General features: G+C 71.1%; 17 protein-coding genes. 7 read left to right on the top strand and 10 right to left on the bottom strand.

The genetic code is table 11. From position 1 onward, the window contains the following. Positions 1-103: 103 nt before the first annotated feature. From pyk to pta, 3 genes are all read right to left on the bottom strand, one after another. Positions 104-1,534 carry a pyruvate kinase gene (gene pyk, locus OG852_RS16595; RefSeq protein ID WP_133917218.1) on the bottom strand — a complete coding sequence of 477 codons (1,431 nt, stop codon included), beginning with the start codon at positions 1,532-1,534 and terminating at the stop codon, positions 104-106. Positions 1,535-1,647: 113 nt separating this feature from the next. Next, a complete protein-coding gene (locus OG852_RS16590; protein WP_330348352.1) occupies positions 1,648-2,859 on the bottom strand; it encodes an acetate kinase in 1,212 nt (403 codons plus the stop codon). Further along, on the bottom strand, positions 2,856-4,946 hold the full coding sequence (pta, locus tag OG852_RS16585) for a phosphate acetyltransferase (protein WP_330348351.1): 2,091 nt from the start codon (positions 4,944-4,946) through the stop codon (positions 2,856-2,858). The genes OG852_RS16590 and pta overlap by 4 nt, the downstream gene beginning before the upstream one ends. 203 nt (positions 4,947-5,149) lie before the next feature. On the opposite strand from pta, the gene OG852_RS16580 reads away from it, so the two are divergent. After that, a complete protein-coding gene (locus OG852_RS16580) occupies positions 5,150-6,175 on the top strand; it encodes an ATP-dependent 6-phosphofructokinase (RefSeq protein ID WP_133917221.1) in 1,026 nt (341 codons plus the stop codon). A gap of 149 nt (positions 6,176-6,324) precedes the next feature. Here the strand turns inward: OG852_RS16580 and OG852_RS16575 are convergent, their stop codons facing one another. Beyond that, on the bottom strand, positions 6,325-7,044 hold the full coding sequence (locus tag OG852_RS16575) for a response regulator (RefSeq protein WP_133917222.1): 720 nt from the start codon (positions 7,042-7,044) through the stop codon (positions 6,325-6,327). Then, complete coding sequence (locus OG852_RS16570) at positions 7,041-8,666, bottom strand: sensor histidine kinase (RefSeq protein ID WP_133917223.1); 1,626 nt, start codon at positions 8,664-8,666, stop codon at positions 7,041-7,043. Before OG852_RS16570 ends, OG852_RS16575 begins: the two co-directional genes overlap by 4 nt. A gap of 122 nt (positions 8,667-8,788) precedes the next feature. Here OG852_RS16570 and OG852_RS16565 point away from each other — a divergent pair, with 122 nt between their 5' ends. The 6 genes from OG852_RS16565 (at position 8,789) to OG852_RS16540 (ending at position 15,853) form a co-directional block, all read left to right on the top strand. Beyond that, a complete protein-coding gene (locus tag OG852_RS16565; RefSeq protein WP_330351452.1) occupies positions 8,789-10,213 on the top strand; it encodes a cation:dicarboxylate symporter family transporter in 1,425 nt (474 codons plus the stop codon). Positions 10,214-10,431: 218 nt separating this feature from the next. Further along, positions 10,432-11,214, top strand: coding sequence for a DUF2127 domain-containing protein (locus OG852_RS16560; RefSeq protein ID WP_330348350.1), 783 nt, complete (start codon positions 10,432-10,434; stop codon positions 11,212-11,214). A 29-nt stretch (positions 11,215-11,243) separates the two neighbouring features. Then, positions 11,244-11,666, top strand: coding sequence for a MerR family transcriptional regulator (locus OG852_RS16555; protein WP_133917226.1), 423 nt, complete (start codon positions 11,244-11,246; stop codon positions 11,664-11,666). Between the two features lie 3 nt (positions 11,667-11,669). Continuing rightward, a complete protein-coding gene (locus tag OG852_RS16550; RefSeq protein WP_166663765.1) occupies positions 11,670-11,984 on the top strand; it encodes a thioredoxin family protein in 315 nt (104 codons plus the stop codon). Positions 11,985-12,151: 167 nt separating this feature from the next. Further along, complete coding sequence (locus tag OG852_RS16545) at positions 12,152-14,395, top strand: HelD family protein (protein WP_330348349.1); 2,244 nt, start codon at positions 12,152-12,154, stop codon at positions 14,393-14,395. A gap of 54 nt (positions 14,396-14,449) precedes the next feature. Beyond that, positions 14,450-15,853, top strand: coding sequence for a cytochrome (locus OG852_RS16540; protein WP_330348348.1), 1,404 nt, complete (start codon positions 14,450-14,452; stop codon positions 15,851-15,853). Here OG852_RS16540 and glgB read toward each other — a convergent pair. From glgB to OG852_RS16515, 5 genes are all read right to left on the bottom strand, one after another. Next, positions 15,850-18,123: a 1,4-alpha-glucan branching enzyme gene (glgB, locus tag OG852_RS16535; RefSeq protein ID WP_330348347.1), complete on the bottom strand. Its 2,274-nt coding sequence runs from the start codon at positions 18,121-18,123 to the stop codon at positions 15,850-15,852. The two genes, OG852_RS16540 and glgB, sit on opposite strands and share 4 nt — an antisense overlap. 13 nt (positions 18,124-18,136) lie before the next feature. Further along, positions 18,137-19,516, bottom strand: coding sequence for a maltokinase N-terminal cap-like domain-containing protein (locus OG852_RS16530; protein WP_133917231.1), 1,380 nt, complete (start codon positions 19,514-19,516; stop codon positions 18,137-18,139). Positions 19,517-19,603: 87 nt separating this feature from the next. Further along, entirely contained in the window at positions 19,604-21,304 is a 1,701-nt protein-coding gene (gene treS, locus OG852_RS16525) for a maltose alpha-D-glucosyltransferase (RefSeq protein WP_330348346.1), read from the bottom strand. Then, on the bottom strand, positions 21,301-23,367 hold the full coding sequence (locus tag OG852_RS16520; protein ID WP_330348345.1) for an alpha-1,4-glucan--maltose-1-phosphate maltosyltransferase: 2,067 nt from the start codon (positions 23,365-23,367) through the stop codon (positions 21,301-21,303). Before OG852_RS16520 ends, treS begins: the two co-directional genes overlap by 4 nt. A 186-nt stretch (positions 23,368-23,553) precedes the next feature. After that, positions 23,554-24,759, bottom strand: a complete 1,206-nt coding sequence (locus OG852_RS16515) for a S8 family peptidase (protein ID WP_330348344.1) — start codon at positions 24,757-24,759, stop codon at positions 23,554-23,556. Positions 24,760-24,843 lie beyond the last annotated feature (84 nt).

The following is a 24,843-nucleotide window of genomic DNA, read 5'->3' as shown; positions in this document are numbered from 1 at the left end:
CGCCCCACAAGCCCCTCCGGGAGCCGCACAGAACGCTGAGGGCGCCCCCTGCCACAGGGGGCGCCCTCAGCGTCGTACCAGCCCCTCGCGGGGGACGGACGGGTCAGTCGATCGCGCCGCCGCCCAGGTGGTGGACGCGGAGCATGTTGGTGGTGCCGGGGACGCCGGGGGGCGAGCCGGCGGTGATGATGACGGTCTCGCCCGGGTTGAAGCGGTTGATCTTGGCGATCTCCTGGTCGACCATGTCGACCATCTCGTCCGTGGTGTTGACGAAGGGGACCACGTGCGACTCGACGCCCCAGCTCAGCGTGAGCTGGTTGCGGGTGCCCTCGTCCGTGGTGAAGGCGACGATCGGCTGCTGCGCGCGGTAGCGGGAGAGCCGGCGGGCGGTGTCACCGGACTGGGTGAAGGCCACCAGGCCCCGGCCGCCGAGGAAGTCGGCGATCTCGCACGCCGCACGCGCGATCGAACCGCCCTGCGTCCGCGGCTTCTTGCCGGGGACGAGGGGCTGCAGGCCCTTGCTGAGCAGCTCCTGCTCGGCCGCGGTGACGATCTTCGACATCGTCTTCACGGTCTCGATCGGGTAGGCGCCGACCGAGGACTCCGCCGACAGCATGACCGCGTCCGCGCCGTCCAGGATCGCGTTGGCCACGTCGGAGGCCTCGGCGCGGGTCGGACGGGAGTTGGTGATCATCGACTCCATCATCTGGGTCGCCACGATCACCGGCTTGGCGTTGCGGCGGCACAGCTCGATGAGGCGCTTCTGCACCATGGGGACCTTCTCGAGCGGGTATTCGACGGCGAGGTCGCCACGGGCGACCATCACGGCGTCGAACGCCATCACGACGTCCTCCATGTTCTCGACCGCCTGCGGCTTCTCCACCTTGGCGATGACGGGGACCCGGCGGCCCTCCTCGTCCATCACCCGGTGGACGTCGGTCACGTCCTTGGCGTCGCGGACGAAGGACAGCGCGACCATGTCGCAGCCCATGCGCAGTGCGAAGCGCAGGTCCTCGACGTCCTTCTCGGACAGCGCCGGCACGTTGACGGCCGCGCCGGGCAGGTTGATGCCCTTGTGGTCGGAGATGACACCGCCCTCGATGACGATCGTCCTCACCCGCGGGCCGTCGACGTCCAGGACCTTCAGTTCGACGTTGCCGTCGTTGATCAGGACCTGGTCGCCGCGCGAGACGTCACCGGGCAGACCCTTGTACGTGGTGCCGCAGATCGTCTTGTCGCCGGGGACGTCCTCGGTGGTGATGGTGAACTCGTCACCCCTCACCAGCTCGACGGGACCCTCGGCGAAGGTCTCGAGACGGATCTTCGGGCCCTGGAGGTCGGCGAGGACACCGATGGCCCGGCCGGTCTCCTTGGAGGCGGCCCGGACCCGGTCGTAACGGCCCTGGTGCTCGGCGTGCGTGCCATGGCTGAAGTTGAAGCGGGCCACGTTCATGCCGGCGTCGATCAGGGCGACGAGCTGCTCGTGGGAGTCGACCGCGGGGCCGAGAGTACAGACGATTTTCGAACGGCGCATGGGGCGATCCTATCGGTTTGTTTCGCTACGGAATATTCCGTCTGGCGGAAGATACAAATGGGCGGGTTCGCGCTCAGTTGCCACGCGGCGGAGCCGCATATCCATACTGCGGTTCAGTTTGTCCGTACGACCAATGCATACGTTTGCGTGGCGATCTCGAGTTCCTCGTCCGTCGGCACCACCGCGACCGCCACCCGCGCGTCCGCGGGCGAGATCAGCCGGGGCTCGTCGCCCCGTACGGCGTTCAGTCGGCCGTCCACCGCCAGGCCCAGGGTCTCCAGGCCCGCGACGGCCGCCGCGCGCACCTCGGCCGCGTTCTCGCCGACCCCCGCGGTGAACGCGACCGCGTCCACCCGCCCGAGCACGGCGTAATAGGCGCCGATGTACTTCTTCAGCCGGTGAATGTAGATGTCGAAGGCGAGCTTCGCCCGTACGTCGCCCTCGTCGATCCGCCGCCGGATCTCCCGCATGTCGTTGTCGCCGCACAGTCCGACGAGCCCGCTCTTCTTGTTGAGAAGAGTGTCGATTTCATCGATGGACATTCCGCCAACACGCGCCAAATGGAAGATGACGGCCGGATCGATGTCCCCGGAGCGCGTTCCCATCACCAGCCCCTCCAACGGCGTCAGCCCCATGGAGGTGTCCACGCACCGGCCCCCCTCGACCGCCGACGCGGACGCCCCGTTGCCCAGGTGCAGCACGATCACGTTCACCTCTTCGGGTGCCCTGCCGAGCAGCTTCGCCGTCGCCCGGGAGACGTACGCGTGCGAGGTCCCGTGGAACCCGTAGCGGCGGATCCGGTGCGCGTCGGCGGTCTCCACGTCGATCGCGTAGCGGGCGGCGGCCTCCGGCATCGTCGTGTGGAACGCGGTGTCGAACACGGCGACCTGCGGCAGATCGGGCCGCAGGGCCAGCGCGGTACGGATTCCGGTGAGGTTGGCGGGGTTGTGCAGCGGCGCGACGGGGATCAGCCGCTCGATCTCGGCGAGGACCGCGTCGTCGACGACGGTCGGCTCGGTGAACCGCTTCCCGCCGTGCACCACGCGGTGCCCGATGGCGGCGAGTTCGGGGGAGTCCAGCCCGAGCCCGTCCCGCGCCAGTTCCTCCGATACGGCCTTCAGCGCGGCGTCGTGGTCGGCGATCGGCGCCGTCCACTCCCGCGCCTCCCCGCCGGTCGCCAGCGGCGTGTGCCTCAGCCGCGAGGTCTGCTCACCGATGCGCTCGACGAGACCGCTCGCCAGCCGGTCGCCCTCCCGCATGCCGAGGAGCTGGTACTTCACCGACGAGGAGCCGGAGTTGAGGACGAGGACGCGGGTCGCGGTCACTGCTGGGCAGCCTTCTGGTCGAGGGTCTGGGCCTGGATCGCCGTGATGGCGACGGTGGTGACGATGTCGGGCACGAGGGCACCCCGGGACAGGTCGTTGACGGGCTTGCGCAGCCCCTGCAGCACCGGTCCGACGGCGATCGCGCCGGCCGAACGCTGCACGGCCTTGTAGGTGTTGTTGCCGGTGTTCAGGTCCGGGAAGATCAACACGCTGGCCTGGCCCGCCACTTCGGACCCCGGCAGCTTGGTCGCGGCGACGCTGGGCTCCACGGCGGCGTCGTACTGGATCGGCCCCTCGATCCTCAGGTCGGGCCGCCGCGCGCGCACCAGCTCGGTGGCCTCGCGCACCTTGTCGACGTCGGCGCCCGACCCGGACGTACCGGTCGAGTACGACAGCATCGCGATCCTCGGCTCCACGCCGAACTGGGCGGCGGTGGCGGCCGACTGGATGGCGATGTCGGCGAGCTGCTCGGCGTTCGGGTCGGGGTTCACCGCGCAGTCGCCGTAGACGAGGACCTTGTCGGCGAGGCACATGAAGAAGACGGACGAGACGATGTCGGCGTCCGGCTTGGTCTTGATGATCTCGAAGGCGGGCCGGATCGTCGCGGCCGTGGAGTGCACGGACCCGGAGACCATGCCGTCCGCGAGCCCCTCCTGCACCATCAGCGTGCCGAAGTAGTTCACATCGGAGACGACGTCGTAGGCCAGCTCGACGGTGACGCCCTTGTGGGCGCGGAACTGCGCGTACTTCTCGGCGAAGGCGTCGCGCAGCTCGCTCGTCGCCGGATCGATCACCTGACAGCCGCCCAGGTCGATCCCGAGGTCGGCGGCCTTCTTGCGGATCCGGTCCGCCGGGCCGAGGAGGGTGAGGTCGCAGACCCCGCGCCGCAGCAGCACCTCGGCCGCGTGCAGCACCCGCTCCTCGGTGCCCTCCGGCAGCACCACCCGCCGCCTGTCGGCGCGGGCCTGCTCCAGCAGCTTGTGCTCGAACATCATCGGCGTGACACGGTCGGTGCTGGGGGCGGAGACGCGCTTGAGGAGAGCGGCGGTGTCGACATGCCGCTCGAAGAGTCCGAGGGCCGTCTCCGCCTTGCGCGGGGTGGCCGCGTTCAGCTTGCCCTCCAGCGAGAACAGCTGCTCGGCCGTGGGGAAGCTGTTGCCGGGCACCGAGATGACCGGGGTGCCGGGGGCGAGCCTGGCGGCGAGGGTGAGGATCTCCTCGCCCGGGACCTCGTTGAGCGTGAGCAGCACACCGGCGATCGGCGGGGTGCCGGCGCTGTGCGCGGCGAGCGAGCCGATGACCAGGTCGGCCCGGTCGCCCGGGGTGACGACGAGGCAGCCGGGGGTCAGGGCGTTGAGGAAGTTCGGCAGCATCGCGCCGCCGAAGACGAAGCCGAGGGCGTCACGCGCGAGCCCGGAGTCGTCGCCGAGCACCACCCGCGCGCCGAGCGCGTGGCTGACCTGGGCGACGGTCGGCGCGGACAGGGCGGGCTCGTCGGGCAGCACGTAACAGGGGACGGGCAGGCGCTTCGCGAGCCCTTCGGCGATCTCCTGCCGGTCCTCGGGGGCCACGCGGTTGGCGAGGACGGCGAGCACGTCGCAGCCGAGCGCCAGATAGGCCCGGTAGGCGTTGCGGGTCTCGGCGAGGACGGACTCCGCCGTCTGCCCGCGGCCCCCGACGACGGAGATCACCGACGCGCCGAACTCGTTGGCCAGGCGCGCGTTGAGGGCCAGCTCGTCCGGGAACTGGGTGTCGGCGTAGTCCGTCCCGAGGACGAGGACGACGTCGTAGTCCCGGGCGACCAGGTGGAACCGCTCGACGAGGGTGGAGACCAGTTCGTCCGCGCCCTGCTCGGCCTGGAGCGCGGACGCCTCGTGGTAGTCCATCCCGTACACCGTCGCCGGGTCCTGCGCCAGCCGGTAGCGGGCACGCAGCAGCTCGAACAGCCGGTCCGGCCCGTCGTGGACGAGCGGGCGGAAGACGCCCACCCGGTCGACCTGCCGGGTCAGGAGCTCCATGACCCCCAGTTCGACGACCTGCCGGCCGTCGCCGCGGTCGATTCCGGTCACGTACACGCTGCGGGTCACGCGAGCACTCCGTTTCGTCTGAAGATGAGGGCGGGGGCGTGGGGGAGCCGGGATCATAAAAATCGCCCACCTGGGTGAGCAGAACCCTCTTGACAATACCCCTGCGCGTGGATAAGGCGCCCGTCAAGAGACAGTGCCCTCGGCGGCGTGGAACAATCGGACCTGGCTCAACGGCGTCAACAGCGAGCAGGAGACACAGCACGATGCGCATCGGAGTTCTCACCGCAGGTGGCGACTGCCCCGGCCTGAACGCAGTGATCCGGTCGGTGGTGCACCGCGCGGTCGACAACTACGGCGACGAGGTCATCGGCTTCGAGGACGGTTACGCCGGTCTCCTGGACGGCCGTTACCGCAGCCTCGACCTCAACGCGGTGAGCGGCATCCTGGCCCGCGGCGGCACCATCCTCGGCTCGTCCCGCCTGGAGCGCGACCGGCTGCGCGAGGCCTGCGAGTCCGCCTCGGACATGATCCACGACTTCGGCATCGACGCCCTGATCCCGATCGGCGGCGAGGGCACGCTGACCGCGGCGCGCATGCTGAGCGACGCCGGTCTGCCGGTGGTCGGCGTCCCCAAGACGATCGACAACGACATCTCCTCCACGGACCGCACCTTCGGCTTCGACACGGCGGTCGGCGTCGCCACGGAGGCGATGGACCGTCTGAAGACCACGGCCGAATCGCACCAGCGCGTGATGGTCGTCGAGGTCATGGGCCGCCACGCCGGCTGGATCGCCCTGGAGTCGGGCATGGCGGCCGGCGCCCACGGCATCTGTCTGCCCGAGCGCCCCTTCGACCCCGCCGACCTGGTCAAGATGGTCGAGGAGCGCTTCTCGCGCGGCAAGAAGTTCGCCGTGGTGTGCGTGGCGGAAGGCGCCCACCCCGCCGAGGGCACCATGGACTACGGCAAGGGCGCCATCGACAAGTTCGGCCACGAGCGCTTCCAGGGCATCGGCACGGCCCTCGCGTACGAGCTGGAGAAGCGGCTCGGCAAGGAGGCCCGGCCGGTCATCCTCGGTCACGTCCAGCGCGGCGGCGTCCCCACGGCCTACGACCGTGTCCTCGCCACCCGCTTCGGCTGGCACGCGGTGGAGGCGGCGCACCGCGGCGAGTTCGGCATGATGACGGCCCTGCGCGGCACCGACGTGGTCATGGTCCCGCTGGCGCAGGCGGTCACCGAACTGAAGACGGTCCCCAAGGACCGCATGGACGAGGCCGAGTCGGTCTTCTAGGGGGCGCCCCGCGGGCGTCGACCTCGGGGTAGCCGACCGTGTGGGCCCTGTTCGAGTTGGGCGGATGCGGGATGTTCCGCCTCCGCCACGAGGTCTCGCACAACCGTCCGCGCCGGTACGTCGAGCAGGACGCCGTACGGCCGTCGCGCTCACCGGCCCTTGCCCGCCGCCCCCTTCACCCACCGGTACACCAACTCGGGCCTGCCCACCTGCCCGTACAGCGGCTTCCGCTCGGCTCTTCCCGCCTCCACCAGATGCTCCAGATACCGCCGGGCGGTGATCCGCGAGATGCCCACCGCCTCGGCCACGCCCGCCGCCGTCAGGCCCTCCGCCGCCTCCCGGACGGCCTCCGTGACGCGTTCCAGGGTCGGCGCGCTCAGGCCCTTGGGCAGGGCCGCCGGGCTCGGCGCGCGCAGGGCCGCCAGGGCGCGGTCGACCTCGTCCTGGCCGCTCGCCTCACCGGCCGCCCCGCGGAACTCCGCGTAGCGGACGAGGCGGTCCCGGAGCGTCGCGAAAGTGAACGGTTTCAGCACGTACTGCACCACCCCGAGCGACACCCCCTCCCGGACGACGGTGAGATCACGGGCGGACGTCACCGCGATGACGTCCGCGTGATAGCCCGCCGCCCGCAGGGAACGGGCCAGTTGCAGCCCGTGCGCGTCCGGCAGGTGCAGGTCCAGCAACAGCAGGTCCACCGGCGTACGGTCCAGCAGGCGCCGCGCCTCCGCACCCGTGTGCGCCTTTCCGACCGCGACGAACCCCGGCACCCGCCCGACGTACATGACATGCGCGTCCGCGGCCACCGGATCGTCCTCGACGACCAGCACTCTGATGGGCTCATCACCCGGCACTTCCGGCACTTGCGTCATCCCTTGCCTCCTGGCACCGCCGTCGCCCGCCGCAACGGCAGCCGCACCACGAACTGGGCCCCGCCCCCGTCCGCCTCCGCCACCGACAGCGTCCCCTCGTGCCGGTGCACGGCCTGCCGGACCAGGGCGAGACCAAGACCACGCCCCCCGGGACCCGCCGGCTTCGTCGAGAAGCCCCGTTCGAAGACCAGGGAGGCGTGGGCAGGATCCACCCCCGCGCCCGTGTCCGCCACCCTCAGGAGCAACTCGTCCCCCTCGGTGCACGCGGTCACCGTGACCCGCGCCCGCACACTCCCCTGCGCCGCGTCCACCGCGTTGTCGATGAGGTTGCCGAGGATGGTGACCAGATCGCGGGCCGGCAGGGACCGGGGGAGCAGACCGTCGTCCAGCCCGCTGTCCTGCGACACCACCAGCTCCACGCCCCGCTCGTTCGCCTGGGCCGTCTTGCCCAGCAGCAGCGCCGCGAGGACCGGTTCGCTGACCGCCGCCACCACCTGGTCCGTCAGCGCCTGGGCCAGCTCCAGCTCCGCCGTCGCGAACTCGACCGCCTCCTCGGCCCGTCCCAGCTCGATCAGCGACACCACCGTGTGCAGCCGGTTGGCCGCCTCGTGCGCCTGGGAGCGCAGCGCCTGGGTGAAGCCCCGCTCGGAGTCCAACTCGCCCATCAGAGACTGGAGTTCGGTGACGTCGCGGAGGGTCACCACTGTGCCCCGGCGTTCTCCGCCGGACACGGGTGAGGTGTTGATCACCAGGACCCGCTCCGCCGTCAGATGCACCTCGTCCACCCGGGGCTCGGAGGCCAGCAACGCGCCCGTCAGCGGCGCCGGCAGCCCCAGGTCCGCCACCGACTTGCCCACGACGTCCCCCGGCACCCCGAGCAGCTCCTGTCCCCCGTCGTTGATCAGCGCCACCCGGTACTGCCCGTCCAGCATCAGCAGCCCCTCGCGCACCGCGTGCAGCGCCGCCTGGTGGTAGTCGTGCATCCGGCTGAGCTCGGCCGCGTTCATGCCGTGGGTGTGGCGGCGCAGGGAGGCGTTGATGACGTACGTGCCCACCGCGCCCAGCAGCAGCGCTCCCGCCGCCGCCGAGAACAGGGCCGTGACCTGGTCCTGGACCCGCTTGCTGATCGCCTCGACCCTGATGCCCGCGCTGACCAGACCGATGATCCGGTCGCCGTCCTCGATCGGGGTGACCGCGCGGACGGACGCGCCGAGCGTGCCGGTGTAGGTCTCCGTGAAGGTCTCGCCCGCCAGGGCCTTCGCCGTGTTGCCCCGGAAGTGCCGGCCGATCTGGTCCTCCTCCGGGTGGGTCCAGCGGATGCCCTCCGGATTCATGATCGTCACGAAGTCGACCTCGGTGTCCTTCATGACCCGCAGGGCGTACGGCTGGAGCTCGGCCGTCGGGTTCGCCGTACGGACGGCCGCGTGCACGGACGGAGAGTCGGCGACCGAGCGGGCCACCGCGGTCGCCTGGCGGCCCGCGGCCTCCTCGGCCTGGTTGCGGTCACTGACGTAGGTGAACAGCGCGTACCCCGCCACGAGCACCGCTATCAGCACCGCCTGCATGGCGAAGAGCTGGCCGGCCAGGCTGCGGGGTCTCGGCACACGGACGGAGAGACGCATGTCGTCAGTGTGCCTCCCGTGTTAAGCGCGAACTAAATGAACGTAAGGGTGACCGCCCTCACAACCCCGGCGATAGTCACTGCATCCCCCATATCTCCCCGGACGTGAGCCGCACGCCGGTGATGCCGACGAAGACGTCAAGGAGGGCAGCCGTGGCCGCCAGCACCACCCCCAATACGGCACCTGCCGCACCCGCTGGGAAGCGGGACCGCACCCACTATCTCTACATCGCCGTCATCGCCGCCGTGGCGCTCGGCATCGCCGTGGGGCTGATCTGGCCCGACCTCGGCGTCGAGCTCAAGCCGCTCGGCACCGGCTTCGTGAACCTGATCAAGATGATGATCTCCCCGATCATCTTCTGCACGATCGTCCTCGGCATCGGCTCCGTACGGAAGGCCGCCAAGGTCGGCGCCGTCGGCGGTATCGCGCTGGGCTACTTCCTGGTGATGTCGCTGGTCGCGCTGAGCATCGGCCTCGTCGTCGGCAACATCCTGCACCCCGGTGACGGACTGCACCTCACCGACGCGATCAAGGCCACCGGCCACGACCAGGTCTCCGACGAGGCGCTGCCGCCGGTCGAGTTCGTCCTGTCGATCATCCCGACGACGTTCCTGTCGGCCTTCACCGAGGGCCAGGTCCTGCAGACCCTCCTGGTGGCCCTGCTCGCCGGTTTCGCGCTGCAGGCCATGGGCAACGTGGGCCAGCCGGTCCTGCGCGGCATCGAGCACATCCAGCGGCTCGTCTTCCGCATCCTCGCCATGGTGATGTGGGCCGCCCCGATCGGTGCCTTCGGCGCCATCGCCGCGGTGGTCGGCTCGGCCGGTCTCGACGCGCTCAAGAGCCTCGCGGTCCTCATGCTCGGCTTCTACGTCACCTGCTTCCTGTTCGTCTTCGTCGTCCTCGGTGTGCTGCTGCGGGTGGTCGCGGGCCTGAACATCCTGGTCCTCTTCAAGTACCTGGCCCGTGAGTTCCTGCTGATCCTGTCCACCTCCTCCTCCGAGTCCGCGCTGCCGCGCCTCATCGCGAAGATGGAGCACCTCGGGGTCAGCAAGCCCGTCGTCGGCATCACCGTCCCGACCGGCTACTCCTTCAACCTCGACGGCACCATGATCTACATGACCATGGCGTCCCTCTACATCGCCGACGCCCTGGGCACCCCGATGTCGATCGGGGAGCAGATCCCCCTCCTGCTCTTCCTGCTTCTCGCCTCCAAGGGCGCGGCGGGCGTCAGCGGCGCCGGTCTGGCCACGCTGGCCGGTGGTCTGCAGTCCCACAAGCCGGCCCTGGTGGACGGCGTCGGTCTGATCGTCGGCATCGACCGCTTCATGAGCGAGGCCCGCGCCCTGACGAACTTCGCGGGCAACGCGGTCGCCACCGTCCTGGTCGGCACCTGGACCAAGGAGATCGACAAGGCCCGGGTCCAGCAGGTGCTCGCCGGCGAGATCCCCTTCGACGAGAAGACCCTGCTCGACGACGGCGAGACCGTCACCGGCTCCGAGGTGCCCGAGCCCCGCGAGGACGGCGAGAAGGAACTCGCCAAGGCCTGACGGCCGTACCGCAGGACCCTTCGCAGGACCCCCCGAACCCCGGGTGTCCGGCCCCTCCTGAACCGGGGCCGGACACCCGGACAGGGCCCGGGCGGCTGAGCGCTCCCCCGTAGCTCGGCCGCCCGGCTTTTTCGTGTGTACGGGATCCGGATCCTCACCGACCTCTTACCTGCGCGCACTAGCGTGCCGCGCCGGCACGGTGACGGGAGGCACGGGGGATGAAGATCGACTGGGACCGGCGGACCTGCGCCCGGCGCGGGCATGTGACGTACGCGCCGGACGACCCCCGGCTGCGGGTGCGGCTGCGGGCGGAGACCGCCCTCGGAGAGGTCTGGCGCTGTCTGCGCTGCGGTGACTTCGTCCTCGGTGAGCCGCACGGCGCGGGCCCGGCCGCCGACGCCCCGCTGGTGCCGCGCGGCAAGGTGCTCCGGGACCTGTTCGTGCTCCGCTTCCTCGCGGTCGAGCGGGCCGTGCGCGGGGTGTTCATCGTGCTGGTCGCGGCGGCCGTGTGGAAGTTCAGCAACTCCCGGGACGCGGTCCGCCGCCTCTTCGACGAGTACCTCGACGTCCTCCGCCCGGTCTTCCGCCACTTCCACTACGACCTCGACCACTCACCGGTCGTCGGCACCCTCCAGAAGACGTTCGGCTACCGGCACTCCACGCTTCTGCTGGTGGCGGGGCTGCTCCTCGCGTACGCCCTGGTCGAGCTGGTCGAGGCGGTGGGCCTCTGGTACGCCAAGCGCTGGGCGGAGTATCTGACGGTCGTCGCCACCGCCGCCTTCCTGCCCCTGGAGATCTACGAGCTCACCGAACACATCAGCTGGTTGAAGATCGGCACGCTGGTGCTCAACGTCCTCGCCGTCCTCTACATCCTGCTGACCAAGCGGCTGTTCGGGCTGCGGGGCGGTCACGGCGCGTTCGAGGCGGAGCGCAGAAGCGCCTCCCTGCTGGAGGTCGAGGAGTCGGCGGGGCTGCCGGTGGGCGAACCGCTCTTGCCTTGACGTCGGCGTCAAGCCGTACGTTCGTACGCATGCGAATCGGCGAGCTGGCCGCACGGGCCGGGACCACCACGCGGACGCTGCGGTACTACGAGTCGCGGGGGCTGCTGCCCGCGCGGCGCGGGGAGAACGGCTACCGGACCTATGACGAGGACGATCTGAAGCTGCTGCGGCAGATCAGGACGCTCCAGGACTTCGGGTTCGACCTGGAGGAGACCCGGCCGTTCGTGGAGTGCCTGCGGGCCGGTCACCCCGAGGGCGACGCGTGCCCGGCGTCCCTCGCGGTCTACCGGCGCAAGCTGGACGAGCTCGACGCCCTCATCGGGGAGCTGCGGGCGGTGCGCGAGCAGGTCGCGGGGCAGCTCGTGCGGGCGGAGCGGGCGCGGGACGCGCTGGCCGCCGAGGCGCAGGTTCCGGGGGGTCCGGAACCCGGATGCGAACTGGGAGGCCGATAGATGGTGACCGATGTGACGGACGCGGACTTCGAGGCCGAGGTCATCGGCTCCGAGCTGCCGGTGCTGGTGGAGTTCACCGCCGACTGGTGCCCGCCGTGCCGGCAGATGGGTCCGGTGCTGAAGGCGCTCGCCGCCGAGGAGGGGGACCGGCTGAAGGTGGTGCAGCTCGACGTGGACCGCAACCCGGAGACGACCAACGCCTACAAGGTGCTGTCGATGCCGACGTTCATGGTGTTCCGGGGCGGTGAGCCGGTGAAGGCGATGGTGGGCGCCCGGCCGAAGCGCCGGCTGCTGGAGGAACTGTCGGACGTGCTCTGACCTGCGGCAGCACAAAGAAATCCCCCGGGCAATTGCGCCCGGGGGATTTCTCTGCGTATATTTGCTGGTTCGTGACTTCGGGATTGTCGAGTCACAAAGAAGTTCAGTGAGCACAGTATATCCGGGCGGGAGCGGAATTGTCAAACACCGGCTTTCCAGACAGTGAATTGCGGCGCGAGCAGGAATTCATCGACGGCCTGTACGCCCGGGTCGACGCCCTGCGCGGTGACACCGAGGCCTCCGTCGACGACGCGCTCGCCCAGGGCAACACGCCCATGCAGGCCCGCCTGGAGCGGGACATCCTCGTCGCCGAGCGCTCCGGACTGCTGGCCGCGCTCAACGCCGTGGACGGCTCGCTCTGCTTCGGACGGATCGACCTCACCTCGGGCGTGACCCACCACATCGGCCGGATCGGGCTGCGCGCCGACGACGCCGACCGCACCCCGGTCCTGATCGACTGGCGGGCCGACGTGGCCCGTCCCTTCTACCTGGCCACCGGCCACACCCCGCTCGGCCTGCGCCGCCGCCGGCACCTCACCACCGAGGGCCGCCGGGTCACCGCCCTGCACGACGAGATCCTCGACCTCGGCGACCAGGAGCGCACCGGCCACGAGGACCCCACCGGCGACGACGTCCTGCTGGCCGCGCTGAACGCCGCGCGCACCGGCCGGATGCACGACATCGTGCAGACCATCCAGGCCGAGCAGGACGAGATCATCCGCGCCCCGCACCGGGGCGTCCTGGTCGTCGAGGGCGGCCCCGGCACCGGCAAGACCGCCGTCGCCCTGCACCGCGCCGCGTACCTGCTGTACGAGCACCGCGAACTCCTCGCCAAGCGCGCCGTCCTCATCGTCGGCCCCAACCCCGCCTTCCTCGGCTACATCGGCGAGGTGCTGCCCTCCCTCGGCGAGACCGGCGTGCTGCTCGCGACGGTCGGCGAGCTGTTCCCCGGCGTGAAGGCGACCGCGACGGACACCCGTGCGGCCGCCGCGGTCAAGGGCCGCGCCGACATGGCCGACGTGCTCGCCGAGGTCGTCCGGGACTGGCAGTCGCTGCCCGACCCGGTGATCGCGATCGAGCACGACCGGGAGGTCCTGATGCTCGACGACGGCCTGGTGAAGGTCGCCCGCGAACGCACCCGGGCCGCGAAACTGCCCCACAACGTGGCCCGTGAGCACTTCGAGGGCCACATCCTCAACACCCTCACCGAGCTGTACGCCGAGCGCGTCGGCACCGACCCCTACGACGGCTCCAACCTCCTCGACGCCAGCGACATCACCCAGATCCGCGACGACCTCGCCGAGAACCCCGAGGTGTGGGCCGCCATCGACCAGCTCTGGCCGCGACTGACTCCGCAGCGCCTGGTCGCCGACTTCCTCGCCGACCCCGTCGGCCATCTCCCCGACGAGGACGCGGCCGCCGTACGGCGCCCGGTGACCCGGGCGTGGACCGTGGCGGACGTCCCCCTGCTCGACGAGGCCGCCGAACTGCTCGGCGTGGACGAGCGGGTGGCGCGGGCCCGCGCGGAACGGGAGCGCGAGACGCAGGTGGCGTACGCGCAGGGCGTCCTCGACGTGTCGTACGCCTCCCGGACCTACGAGTTCGAGGGCATCGACGACGAGGACAGCGAGGTCCTGTCCGCCCACGACATCATCGACGCCGAGCGGTTCGCCGAGCGGCAGGAGGAGGACGACCACCGCAGCGCCGCCGAGCGTGCCGCCGCCGACCGGACCTGGGCGTTCGGGCACATCATCGTCGACGAGGCGCAGGAGCTGTCCCCGATGGCCTGGCGGCTGCTCATGCGGCGCAGCCCGACCCGCTCGATGACCCTGGTCGGCGACCCCGCGCAGACCGCCGAGGCGGCCGGCGTCGGCTCCTGGGCGCAGATCCTCCAGCCGTATGTCGAGGACCGCTACGAGCACACCCGCCTCGGCGTCAACTACCGCACCCCCGCCGAGATCATGGAGGTCGCGGCGGCCGTCGTCCGCGCCGAGGACCCCGACTTCGAGCCGCCGAGCTCGGTGCGGTCCACCGGGGTACGGCCCTGGGCGCGCGCCACCGACGACCTGCCCGGCGCGGTCGCCGAGGCGGTGAAGGAGCTGACCCCCGCCGAGGGCCGGCTCGCCGTCATCGCCCCGCGCCATCTGCACCGCAGGCTGGCCGCCCGGCTGGAGGGGGTCGCGGCGGGCGCCGAGCCCGACCTCACCCGCACCGTCGTCCTGCTGGACCCCCGCCAGTCGAAGGGCCTCGAATTCGACTCGGTCCTGGTCGTCGAGCCGGGTCTCTACGGCACCAGCGACCTCTACGTCGCCCTCACCCGGGCCACCCAGCGGCTCGGCGTGGTCCATACCAAGGAGCTGCCGAAGGCGCTGGTGACGGCCCTGGCGTCACGCGGGATCACCAGAACGTAACAGTTCGTGCCGTGATCACGGCGCGTGCACGGCCGGTGCGGTAAGCGTTGCCATATGGAAGCCCAGCCCCACGCCACCGCACCGGCCGACAGCCCCGCCCTCGGGTCGGTGGCCGTCCAGCCGCTGCTCACCGCCGAGTTCGACGCCGACCCCGGCACGGTGTACCGGAGGCTGCGCGCCACCTACGGCCCCGTGGCGCCCGTCGGGCTGATGGGCGTACCGGTGTGGCTGGTCCTCGACTACCGGGAGGTCCTGGAGGTCCTGAAGAACGAGAGCCAGTGGCGGCGGGACGTACGGCACTGGCGGGCCCGGGCCCAGGGGGAACTCCCGCACGACTGGCCGCTGCTCGCGGGCTACGAGGTCCGCCAGATGATGTTCATGGACGACGAGGAGCACCGCGCCGCCCGCCGCACCCACCACGCCGCCCTGCGCCCCTTCCAGGACCCTAAGAGCCCCGTCGGCTGGGAACTGCGCCAGGCCGTCGCCCGCTACGCCGACGAACTGGTCGCCCTGCTCGCCGCCGAGTCGGGCCGCACCGGATTCTGCGACCTGGGCGCCCAGTACACCCGGCCGCTGCTGCTGATGGTCACCACGAAACTCTTCGGCTGCCCGGTCGACCTCGGCGACGAACTCGTCATGGACCTGTGGCGGATGCTGGACGGCGGCCCCGACGCGGGCCCCGCCACCGGCCGGGCGCTGGCCGCCTTCACGCGTCTCGCCGCCCACCGTCGCGCCCGCCCCGGCGACGACCTCACCTCGTACCTGATGCTCGCCGATCCGGACCTCTCCGACGAACAGCTCGGCCGGGAGCTGTTCATGAACGCCGTCTACCTCAACGACATCACCGGCAACATGGTCCTCAACACCCTGCTGGAGGTGCTGCGCGGCAACGCCACCGTCCGCCGCAGCCTGTCGGCGGGCCAGCTCGGCGAGACCGTCAACCGGGCGGCCCTCGCCAACCCCCCGGTCGCCAACATGTGCTTCCGGTTCGCCGCCCGGGACGTCCGGCTCGGCCGGTTCTGGATCCGCGCGGGCGACATCGTCTCCCCCTCCGCGGCCGCCGCCCACCAGGACCTGCTGGCCATCGGCTCCTCCACGATGGTCGGCTCCACCGTCTCCACCCGCGCCCACCTCGGCTGGGGCGCCGGCTCCCACCAGTGCCCGAGTGCCGCCCGCGAACTCGGCGCCCTGATCGTCACCACCGCCGTCGGCCGGGTCTTCGACCACTTCGCCCAGGCCGAACTCACCCTCCCCCCGGACCAGTTGCCCTGGCGCTCCGGCCCGGTGATCCGCGGCCTGAAGGTCCTCCCGGTCCGCTACGAGCTGTCCAGCGACGCCCCGTCCCTGCACCGCCCCGACCCGCACCTGCTCCCGGCCGTCCCTCACCAGGAGAGCCAGGCGAGGGGACTCCTGGCGGCGCTGCGGCGGCTGATGTTCGGCGGCAAGAAGGAGAGTTAGGCCGGGCGCAGCCACACCGTCGCCAGGGGTGGCAACGTCAGGCGGATGCTGGCCGGGCGGCCGTGCCAGGGCTGGGGCTCCGGCTTCAGCGGGTCCGTCCGGACGACACCGCCGCCGCCGTAGCGTTCGGCGTCGGTGTTGAGGGTCTCGTGCCAGGCCGGGATGTCGTCGGGGACGCCGAGACGGTAGTCGTGGCGGACGACGGGGGAGAGGTTGGAGACGGACAGCAGCGGGGTGCCCTCCGCGTCGAGGCGGAGGAAGGCGAAGACGTTGTCGTCGGCGGCGTCCCCGACCACCCACTCGAAGCCGGCCGGGTCGGTGTCCCGCTGCCACAGCGCGGGCGTCGCCCGGTAGGCCGCGTTGAGGTCACGGACCAGATCGCGCACCCCCCGGTGGTCGGGCTCGGCCCCGTACGCCGAGTCCAGCAGCCACCAGTCCGGGCCGTGCGCCTCCGACCACTCAGCGCCCTGAGCGAACTCCTGCCCCATGAACAGCAGTTGTTTCCCAGGGTGGGCCCACATGAAGGCAAGGTAGGCCCGTAGGTCGGCGCGCTGCTGCCACCAGTCGCCCGGCATCTTCGACACCAGGGAGCGCTTGCCGTGCACGACCTCGTCGTGGGAGATCGGCAGCACGTAGTTCTCGCTGTACGCGTACACCATCGAGAAGGTCATCTCGTGGTGGTGGTACTTGCGGTGCACCGGCTGATGGGCCATGTACTGGAGCGAGTCGTGCATCCAGCCCATGTTCCACTTCAGCCCGAATCCGAGCCCGCCGAAGCCGCTCGGGCCGCGGTGGTGGGTGGCCCGGGTGACACCGTCCCAGGCGGTCGACTCCTCGGCGACCGTCACGACCCCGGGGTTGCGCCGGTAGACCGTCGCGTTCATCTCCTGGAGGAAGGCGACGGCGTCCAGGTTCTCCCGGCCGCCGTGCTCGTTCGGCGTCCACTGGCCCGGCTCGCGCGAGTAGTCGAGATAGAGCATCGAGGCGACGGCGTCCACCCGCAGCCCGTCGATGTGGAACTCCTCGCACCAGTACGTGGCGTTGGCGACCAGGAAGTTGCGCACCTCGCGCCGCCCGAAGTCGAACTCCAGCGTCCCCCAGTCGGGGTGGGCGGCGCGCAGCGGGTCCGCGTGCTCGTACAGCGGCCGCCCGTCGAACTCCGCGAGCGCCCACGCGTCGCGCGGGAAGTGCGCCGGCACCCAGTCCATGAGGACGCCGATGCCCGCCCGGTGCAGCGCGTCGACCAGGTGCTTGAAGTCGTCCGGGGTGCCGAGCCGGGCCGTCGGCGCGTAGAAACCGGTGACCTGGTAGCCCCAGGAGCCGCCGAAGGGATGCTCGGCGACCGGCATCAGCTCGACGTGCGTGAAGCCCAGGTCGCTGACGTAGGCGGGGAGTTGCTCGGCCAGTTGGCGATACGTCAGGCCCGGGCGCCAGGACGGCAGATGGACCTCGTAGACCGAGAACGGCGCCTCGTGCACGGGTATCTCACCCCGCCGGGCCAGCCACTCCTCGTCGCCCCACGCGTAGTCCGAGGTGTGCACGATCGACGAGGTCGCCGGCGGCACCTCCGTGCGCCGGGCCAGCGGATCGGCGCGCAGGGTGTGCGAGCCGTCCGGGCGGGCGATGTCGAACTTGTACAGCTCCCCCTCGCCGATCCCCGGCACGAACAGCTCCCACACCCCCGAGGAGCCCAGCGAACGCATCGGATGCCCGGTGCCGTCCCAGAAGTTGAAGGACCCGGCCACGCGCACCCCGCGCGCGTTCGGCGCCCACACCGAGAACCGGGTGCCGGTCACGTCCTCATGGGTCGTCGGGTGCGCGCCGAGCACCGTCCACAACTCCTCGTGCCGTCCCTCGCCGATCAGATGCAGATCCAGATCGCCGAGCGTGGGCAGGAAGCGGTACGCGTCCTCGGTCTCCAGGGTCGTGCGCTCGTACTCCACCAGCAGCCGGTACGCCGGGACCTCCGTCAGCGGCAGCAGACCGGAGAAGAAGCCGTCCCCGTCGTCGTGCAACTCCGCCCGCAGCCCGCCCGCGACGACGGTGACCGACCGCGCGTAGGGCCGCAGGGCACGGAAGACGACCCCGCCGGGCGCCGGGTGAGCGCCCAGCACGGAGTGCGGGTCGTGATGCGTGCCGTGCAGCAGGCGCTCACGGTCGACGGCGTCCGGGGCGGGGGAGAAGGCGGGTGCCGGCGGCGAGACGGAAGGCCTGCTCTTCCTGCCGTTCTTGCCGCCCTTGCCGGTGGCCTTCTTCTTCGGGGGAGTCACGTGCGGGGCCTCCTCAAGGCAGGTCGGGTGAGGCGAGGCGGTGTATCGCGGACAGCGGGACGGGCAGCCAGTCGGGGCGGTGCCGGGCCTCGTAGACGACCTCGTAGACCGCCTTGTCCGTCTCGAAGGCCCGCAGCAGCACCGGATCGGTACGCGGATCACGGCCCGCCGCCTCGGCGTACCCCGAGCAGTACGCCGCCCGGCAGGCGTGCGCCCAGCCGGGCGCCGGCCGCTCGCAGGAGTGGGCCGCGTAGTCGAAGGACCGCAGCATGCCCGCCACGTCCCGCACCGCCGGCTGGGCCATCCTGCGCTCGGCCGGCGGGCGGGCCGGCTCCCCCTCGAAGTCGATCAGCGACCACTCCCCGGACGGCGCCCGCAGGCACTGCCCGAGATGCAGATCGCCGTGGACGCGCTGGGCGGTCCAGGTGTGCCCCTCCGCCGCCAGATCCGCCAGCGCGGTGAAGGCGGTGCGCAGCGCGGGCGCGTACGGCCGCAGCGCCGGCACCGCCTGCGCCGCCGCCTCCAGCCGTACGACCATCCCGTCGACCATCGGCTGTATCTGCGCCGGTCCCAGCGTCGCCGTGGGCAGCGCACGGGCCAGCGCCCCGTGCACCTCGGCGGTGGCCCGCCCCAGCGCCCGCGCCTCCGCGACGAAGTCCTCCCCCTTGGCCAGCTCCCGCAGCGCCAGCTCCCAGCCGTCCGTCGCACCCTGCACATAGGGCTGGAGGACACCGAGGACGTACGACTCACCGTCGACCTCGGTCTCCATCCAGGCGGTCGGCGCCGGCACCCGGGGGCAGCCCTCGCGGGCCAGCGCCAGCGGCAGCTCCAGGTCGGGGTTGACCCCGGGCGCCACCCGGCGGAACAGCTTTAGGATGAACGTATCTCCGTAGACGACGGACGAGTTCGACTGCTCGGCCGTCATCAGGCGCGGGACCAGACCCGACCGGATCTCCTGCTCCGGGTCGCGTTCGCAGCGCAGGGCGCCGATCCGGGCCCGGGAGCGCAGGGCCTCCAGCAGCAGCTCGGTGGGCCGGGTGTCGTACAGGGCGTCGTAGACGGTCCGCCCGGCCAGCGGCCCTTGCGTCACATGGCCGATCAGCGCGGGCGCCAGCCGGGGCGGCAGGGCCTCGCGCACCCCGATCAGGAGCTGGTAGCGGTCGCCCGCGCTGTCCGGCTGGTGGGCACGCAGCAGCAGGTGGTACAGCCCGAGCCGGGAGCCGGCCGGCAGCAGCTCGGTGGCCGCGACCAGCGAGAACCCGGTGACCGGGCGCCCCTTGCCGGCGAACCAGCGCTGCCGGGGCAGCCACTCCCGCAGCAGCGGGTCCAGTGACGCGAGGAGTGCGGGGCTGGTCGTGCCGGAGCCGCCGGAACGTGTGACAGTCTTCGCCATGGCGTCACATTCCTTTCCCCGGGGGGTCGGGGTGTTACTGATGCGTGCCCCGGGCGGGACAGGGGAAACCGCCCCGCCCGCTGCCTTCTAGGCGCCTTCCCTGCGGAGCCGGAACCAGTAGAAGCCGTGCCCCGCCAGGGTGAGCAAGTAGGGCAGCTCACCGATGGCCGGGAACCGCACCCCGCCGAACAGCTCGACGGGGTGGCGTCCGTTGAACCGGCTCAGATCCAGTTCCGTGGGCTGGGCGAAGCGCGAGAAGTTGTGCACGCACAGGACGAGGTCGTCCTCGTACTCACGCAGGAACGCGAGCACGGCCGGGTTGGTGGAGGGCAGTTCCGTGTAGGTCCCGAGGCCGAAGGCGGGGTTCTGCTTGCGGATCTCGATCATCCGGCGCGTCCAGTGCAGCAGCGAGGAGGGCGACGACATCGACGCCTCGACATTGGTGACCTGGTAGCCGTAGACGGGGTCCATGATGGTCGGCAGAAAGAGCCGCCCGGGGTCGCTGGAGGAAAAACCCGCGTTACGGTCCGGTGTCCACTGCATCGGGGTGCGGACCGCGTCGCGGTCGCCGAGCCAGATGTTGTCGCCCATGCCGATCTCGTCGCCGTAGTAGAGGATCGGCGAGCCGGGCAGCGACAGCAGCAGGGCGGTGAACAGCTCGATCTGGTTGCGGTCGTTGTCCAGCAGCGGGGCGAGCCGGCGCCGGATGCCGATGTTGGCGCGCATCCGGGGGTCCTTCGCGTATTCCGCGTACATGTAGTCGCGTTCCTCGTCCGTGACCATTTCGAGGGTGAGTTCGTCGTGGTTGCGGAGGAAGATGCCCCACTGGCAGTTGGAGGGAATGGCCGGGGTCTTCGCGAGGATCTCGGAGACCGGGTAGCGCGATTCGCGTCGTACGGCCATGAAGATGCGGGGCATGACGGGGAAGTGGAACGCCATGTGGCATTCGTCGCCGCCGGAGGCGTAGTCGCCGAAGTAGTCCACCACGTCCTCGGGCCACTGGTTGGCCTCCGCGAGGATCACCGTGTCCGGGTAGTGGGCGTCGATCTCCTTGCGGACCCGCTTGAGGAACTCATGGGTCGCCGGAAGGTTCTCGCAGTTGGTGCCCTCCCGCGCGTACAGGTACGGCACCGCGTCCAGCCGGAACCCGTCGATGCCGAGGTCCAGCCAGAACCGCAGCGCCGAGATCATCTCCTCCTGTACGGCCGGGTTCTCGTAGTTGAGGTCGGGCTGGTGGGAGAAGAAGCGGTGGAAGAAGTACTGCTTGCGGACCGGGTCGAAGGTCCAGTTGGAGACCTCGGTGTCGACGAAGATGATGCGGGCGTCGGCGTACTGCTTGTCGTCGTCGGCCCACATGTAGTAGTCGCCGTAGGGTCCGTCGGGGTCCTTCCTGGACTCCTGGAACCACGGGTGCTGATCGCTCGTGTGGTTCATGACGAAGTCGATGATCACGCGCATGCCCCGCTGGTGGGCGGCGTCGACGAATTCCACGAAGTCGGCGAGGTCGCCGAATTCGGGGAGGACCGAGGTGTAGTCGGAGACGTCGTATCCGCCGTCGCGCAGGGGTGATTTGAAGAAGGGCGGGAGCCAGAGGCAGTCGACACCGAGCCATTGCAGGTAGTCGAGTTTGGCGGTGATGCCCTTGAGGTCGCCGACGCCGTCGCCGTTGCTGTCCTGGAAGGAACGGACCAGGACCTCGTAGAAGACGGCTCGCTTGAACCAGTCGGGGTCGCGGTCCTTGGCGGGGGTGTCCTCGAACGTGTCCGGAACGGGCTCGTTGACGATCATCGTGTGGGTGACCCTCCGATCTGCGGGTTGGACGGTCGCAGGACGGTGAGGACGTGCGCGGGCCGGGTGCCCGGTTCCAGGCGCACGTAGTTGGCCCTGCCCCAGTGGTAGGTCTCGCCGGTGAGCTCGTCGCGCACCGGCGCCGACTCGTGCCAGTCCAGGCCGAGTTGCGGCATGTCCAACGAGACCGTCGCCTCCTGGGTGTGGTGGGGGTCGAGGTTGACGACCACCAGAACCGTGTTCGAACCGCTCTTCTTCGAGTAGGCGATCACCGCTTCCTTGTCGGTGTGGTGGAAGTGAAGGTTGCGCAGGGCGCGCAGGGCGGGGTTCGCCCGCCGGATCTCGTTGAGGCGGGTGATGAGGGGGGCGAGGGTGTCGGGGGTGTCCCAGTCGCGTGCCTTGAGCTGGTACTTCTCGGAGTCGAGGTATTCCTCGCTGCCGGGGCGCAGGGGGGTGTTCTCGCAGAGTTCGTAGCCGCTGTAGATGCCCCAGGTGGGGGAGAGGGTGGCGGCGAGGACGGCGCGGACGGCGAAGGCGGGCGGGCCGCCGTGCTGGAGGTAGGCGTGGAGGATGTCGGGGGTGTTGGTGAAGAGGTTGGGCCGCATGTAGGAGGCGGCCTCCCCCGAGAGTTCGGTGAGGTACTCGGTCAGTTCCTGTTTGGTGGTGCGCCAGGTGAAGTAGGTGTAGGACTGCTGGAAGCCGATCTGGGCGAGGGTGTGCATCATCGCGGGGCGGGTGAAGGCCTCGGCGAGGAAGAGGACGTCGGGGTCGGTGCGGTTGATGTCGGCGATGACGCGTTCCCAGAACACGACGGGTTTGGTGTGGGGGTTGTCGACGCGGAAGATCCGCACGCCGTATGCCATCCAGTGGCGCAGGACGCGCAGGGTCTCGGCGATCAGGCCGTCGAGGTCGGCGTCGAAGGCGATGGGGTAGATGTCCTGGTACTTCTTCGGGGGGTTCTCCGCGTGGGCGATGGTGCCGTCGGGGCGGTGGTGGAACCACTCGGGGTGTTTGTGCACCCAGGGGTGGTCCGGTGAGCACTGCAGGGCGAGGTCGAGGGCGATCTCCATGCCGAGGGCCGCGGCCTGTTCGACGAAGCGGGCGAAGTCGTCGAGGGTGCCGAGGTCGGGGTGGACGGCGTCGTGGCCGCCTTCGGGGGAGCCGATGGCCCAGGGGACGCCGACGTCGTCGGGGGTGGCGTGCAGGGTGTTGTTGCGGCCCTTGCGGAAGGTGGTGCCGATGGGGTGGATCGGGGGGAGGTAGACGACGTCGAAGCCCATGGCGGCGATGGCGGGCAGCCGGCGGGCGGCGGTGCGGAAGGTGCCGTGCGGGGTGTCGGCGGTGCCCTCGGAGCGGGGGAAGAACTCGTACCAGGAGCCGTACAGGGCGCGTTCGCGCTCGACCAGCAGGGGCAACGGGTCGGAGGCGGTGAGCAGTTCCCGCAGCGGGTACCGGGTGAGGACCGCGTCGACCTCCGGCGTCAGCGCCGCCGCCAACCGGGAGGCCGCAGGGCGGGCGTCGTCGCGCAGGGCGGCGACCGCGGCGCGCAGAACGGCGCGTTTTCCACCCCCCTTGGGGACACCGGCGACCGCGCGTTCGTACAGTCGTGCGCCCTCCTCCAGGACCAGCTCGATGTCCATTCCGGCCGGGATCTTGATCTGCGCGTGGTGCCGCCAGGTGGCGACCGGGTCGCTCCAGGCCTCCACCCGGTACGTCCAGCGGCCCGGGGCGTCCGGGGTGACGTCGGCGCCCCAGCGGTCGGTGCCGGGGGCGAGTTCACGCATCGGGGTCCAGGGACCGGGACGGCCGTCGGGGTCCTCCAGTACGACATTGGCGGCGACGGCGTCGTGGCCCTCGCGGAACACGGTCGCCGAGACCTCGAAGGTCTCACCGGTGACGGCCTTCGCGGGCCGGCGCCCCTGCTGGACCAGGGGCCGGACGTCGAGGACCGGGATCCGCCCGACGGCGGTGGCCACGGGCGGCGCCGGATCGGAGGCAGGGGTGGCCTCGGTGTGGGGGGTACGGGGTGTCGGGGGTGATGACGAGTGGTGCTTGGCGGGCATGACCGCTCCTGTCCGCAGCAACGAGGGTGGGCGGAGGGATGTGGGGTCGAGTACCGGGGGAGCCTTCCCACCCTAATCGGGTGCGCATTCCGGCACTTTGTTAACTACTCACGCGTATGTCTACGCACAAGACCGGCCCCGTTCGCGCCTCGCCGGGCACGGAAGGGAGCCGGTCCTGGGTTTCCGTCATGTGGCGGGGGCCACCTGCAGGAGTTTGTCCGGCGAACCGGCCCCCCGGCCGGAGACCTTGCCGTTCACGGCCCCCGCGACCAGCGCCCGAGCCACCTGCGCCGGGGTGGCCCTCGGGTGACCGGCGAGATACAGCGCGGCCGCGCCCGCCGCGAACGGCGCCGCCGTCGACGTACCCGAGGAGGTGACGCGGCCCGTGTCGCTCCTGGACGACGCGGAGGTGATCGACACCCCCGGGGCGAACAGGTCGAGCGCCGAGCCGTAGTTGGAGAAGTCGGCCCGGGCGTCCCCGCGGTCGGTGGCGCCGACGGTGACGGCCTCCCGGACGTCGGCCGGGGACTCCAGGGCCGCGGCGCGGCCCCCGTTGCCGGCCGCCACGACATAGGTGACGCCGGATCTGATGGAGGCCCGGACGGCCGCGTCGAGCTGCGCGTTGTACGAGCCGCCCAGGCTGAGGTTGGCGACGGCCGGTTTGCGGGCGTGCCGCGTGACCCAGTCGATGCCGGCGATGGCCCGGGCCGTGGTCCCGGCGCCCGCGTCGTCCAGGACGCGCACCGCGACGACCTTCGCCTTCCCGGCGACCCCGAACGTCCTGCCCGCGACGAGACCGGCGACATGGGTGCCGTGGCCGTTGCCGTCGGAGGCGGTGCGGTCCCCGTCGACGAAGTCCCAGCCGTACCTCGCGCGCCCGCCGAAGTCGCCGTGGGTGATCCGGATCCCGGTGTCGATGACGTACACCGTCACCCCGGCGCCCCCGGACGCGGGTTGGCGGTAGCCGCCGTCCAGCGGCAGGCTGGGCTGGTCCACCCGGTCAAGGCCCCAGGACGGCGGGTTCCTCGCGGCCGCGTCCACCGCCACCTCGGTGTCCTGGACGACCGAGGCCACCCGGGGGTCGGCCGCGAGCCGCCGGGCCTGCCGCGCGCTCGCTCGGACGGCGAAGCCGTTGAGGACCGTGCCGTAGGTGTGGCTGATTCTCACCCCGAAGGCGCTGACGAGGCGCCGCGCGGCGTCCGAGGACGCCCGGGTGTCCCCCCTCAGCGTCACCAGATAGCTTCCGCCCACGGAACCGGGCACACCGGCGCCGGCGACTCTCCCCTCCGGTACGGCGTGCGCGGGCGGACTCGAGGCCGACAGGATCACGGTCGTGACGACCGCGGTCAGGCCTCCGGCCCGGCGCCGGCGCCGGGTGCGCGTCCGTGCCATGGTTCGCGTTCCCCTCCTCGACTCGGCGCACCCCGGACCGGTGCGACAACCGGGCGCGCCCCCGGGCAGCCTCTCGTGCGGGCT

It is taken from the genome of Streptomyces sp. NBC_00582 (assembly GCF_036345155.1).
Taxonomy (GTDB): domain Bacteria; phylum Actinomycetota; class Actinomycetes; order Streptomycetales; family Streptomycetaceae; genus Streptomyces.
The sequence above is the reverse complement of the archived record's forward strand: the minus strand, read 5'-3'. Positions and strand labels throughout refer to the sequence as shown.

Bases quoted from the DNA above. Each gene is read 5' to 3' on its own strand.
- pyk (WP_133917218.1), bottom strand. From the start codon at position 1,534: ATGCGCCGTTCGAAAATCGTCTGTACTCTCGGCCCCGCGGTCGACTCC.
- OG852_RS16580 (WP_133917221.1), top strand. From the start codon at position 5,150: ATGCGCATCGGAGTTCTCACCGCAGGTGGCGACTGCCCCGGCCTGAAC.
- OG852_RS16575 (WP_133917222.1), bottom strand. From the start codon at position 7,044: ATGACGCAAGTGCCGGAAGTGCCGGGTGATGAGCCCATCAGAGTGCTG.
- OG852_RS16570 (WP_133917223.1), bottom strand. From the start codon at position 8,666: ATGCGTCTCTCCGTCCGTGTGCCGAGACCCCGCAGCCTGGCCGGCCAG.
- OG852_RS16565 (WP_330351452.1), top strand. From the start codon at position 8,789: ATGCCGACGAAGACGTCAAGGAGGGCAGCCGTGGCCGCCAGCACCACC.
- OG852_RS16560 (WP_330348350.1), top strand. From the start codon at position 10,432: ATGAAGATCGACTGGGACCGGCGGACCTGCGCCCGGCGCGGGCATGTG.
- OG852_RS16555 (WP_133917226.1), top strand. From the start codon at position 11,244: ATGCGAATCGGCGAGCTGGCCGCACGGGCCGGGACCACCACGCGGACG.
- OG852_RS16540 (WP_330348348.1), top strand. From the start codon at position 14,450: ATGGAAGCCCAGCCCCACGCCACCGCACCGGCCGACAGCCCCGCCCTC.
- OG852_RS16530 (WP_133917231.1), bottom strand. From the start codon at position 19,516: ATGGCGAAGACTGTCACACGTTCCGGCGGCTCCGGCACGACCAGCCCC.
- treS (WP_330348346.1), bottom strand. From the start codon at position 21,304: ATGATCGTCAACGAGCCCGTTCCGGACACGTTCGAGGACACCCCCGCC.
- OG852_RS16520 (WP_330348345.1), bottom strand. From the start codon at position 23,367: ATGCCCGCCAAGCACCACTCGTCATCACCCCCGACACCCCGTACCCCC.
- OG852_RS16515 (WP_330348344.1), bottom strand. From the start codon at position 24,759: ATGGCACGGACGCGCACCCGGCGCCGGCGCCGGGCCGGAGGCCTGACC.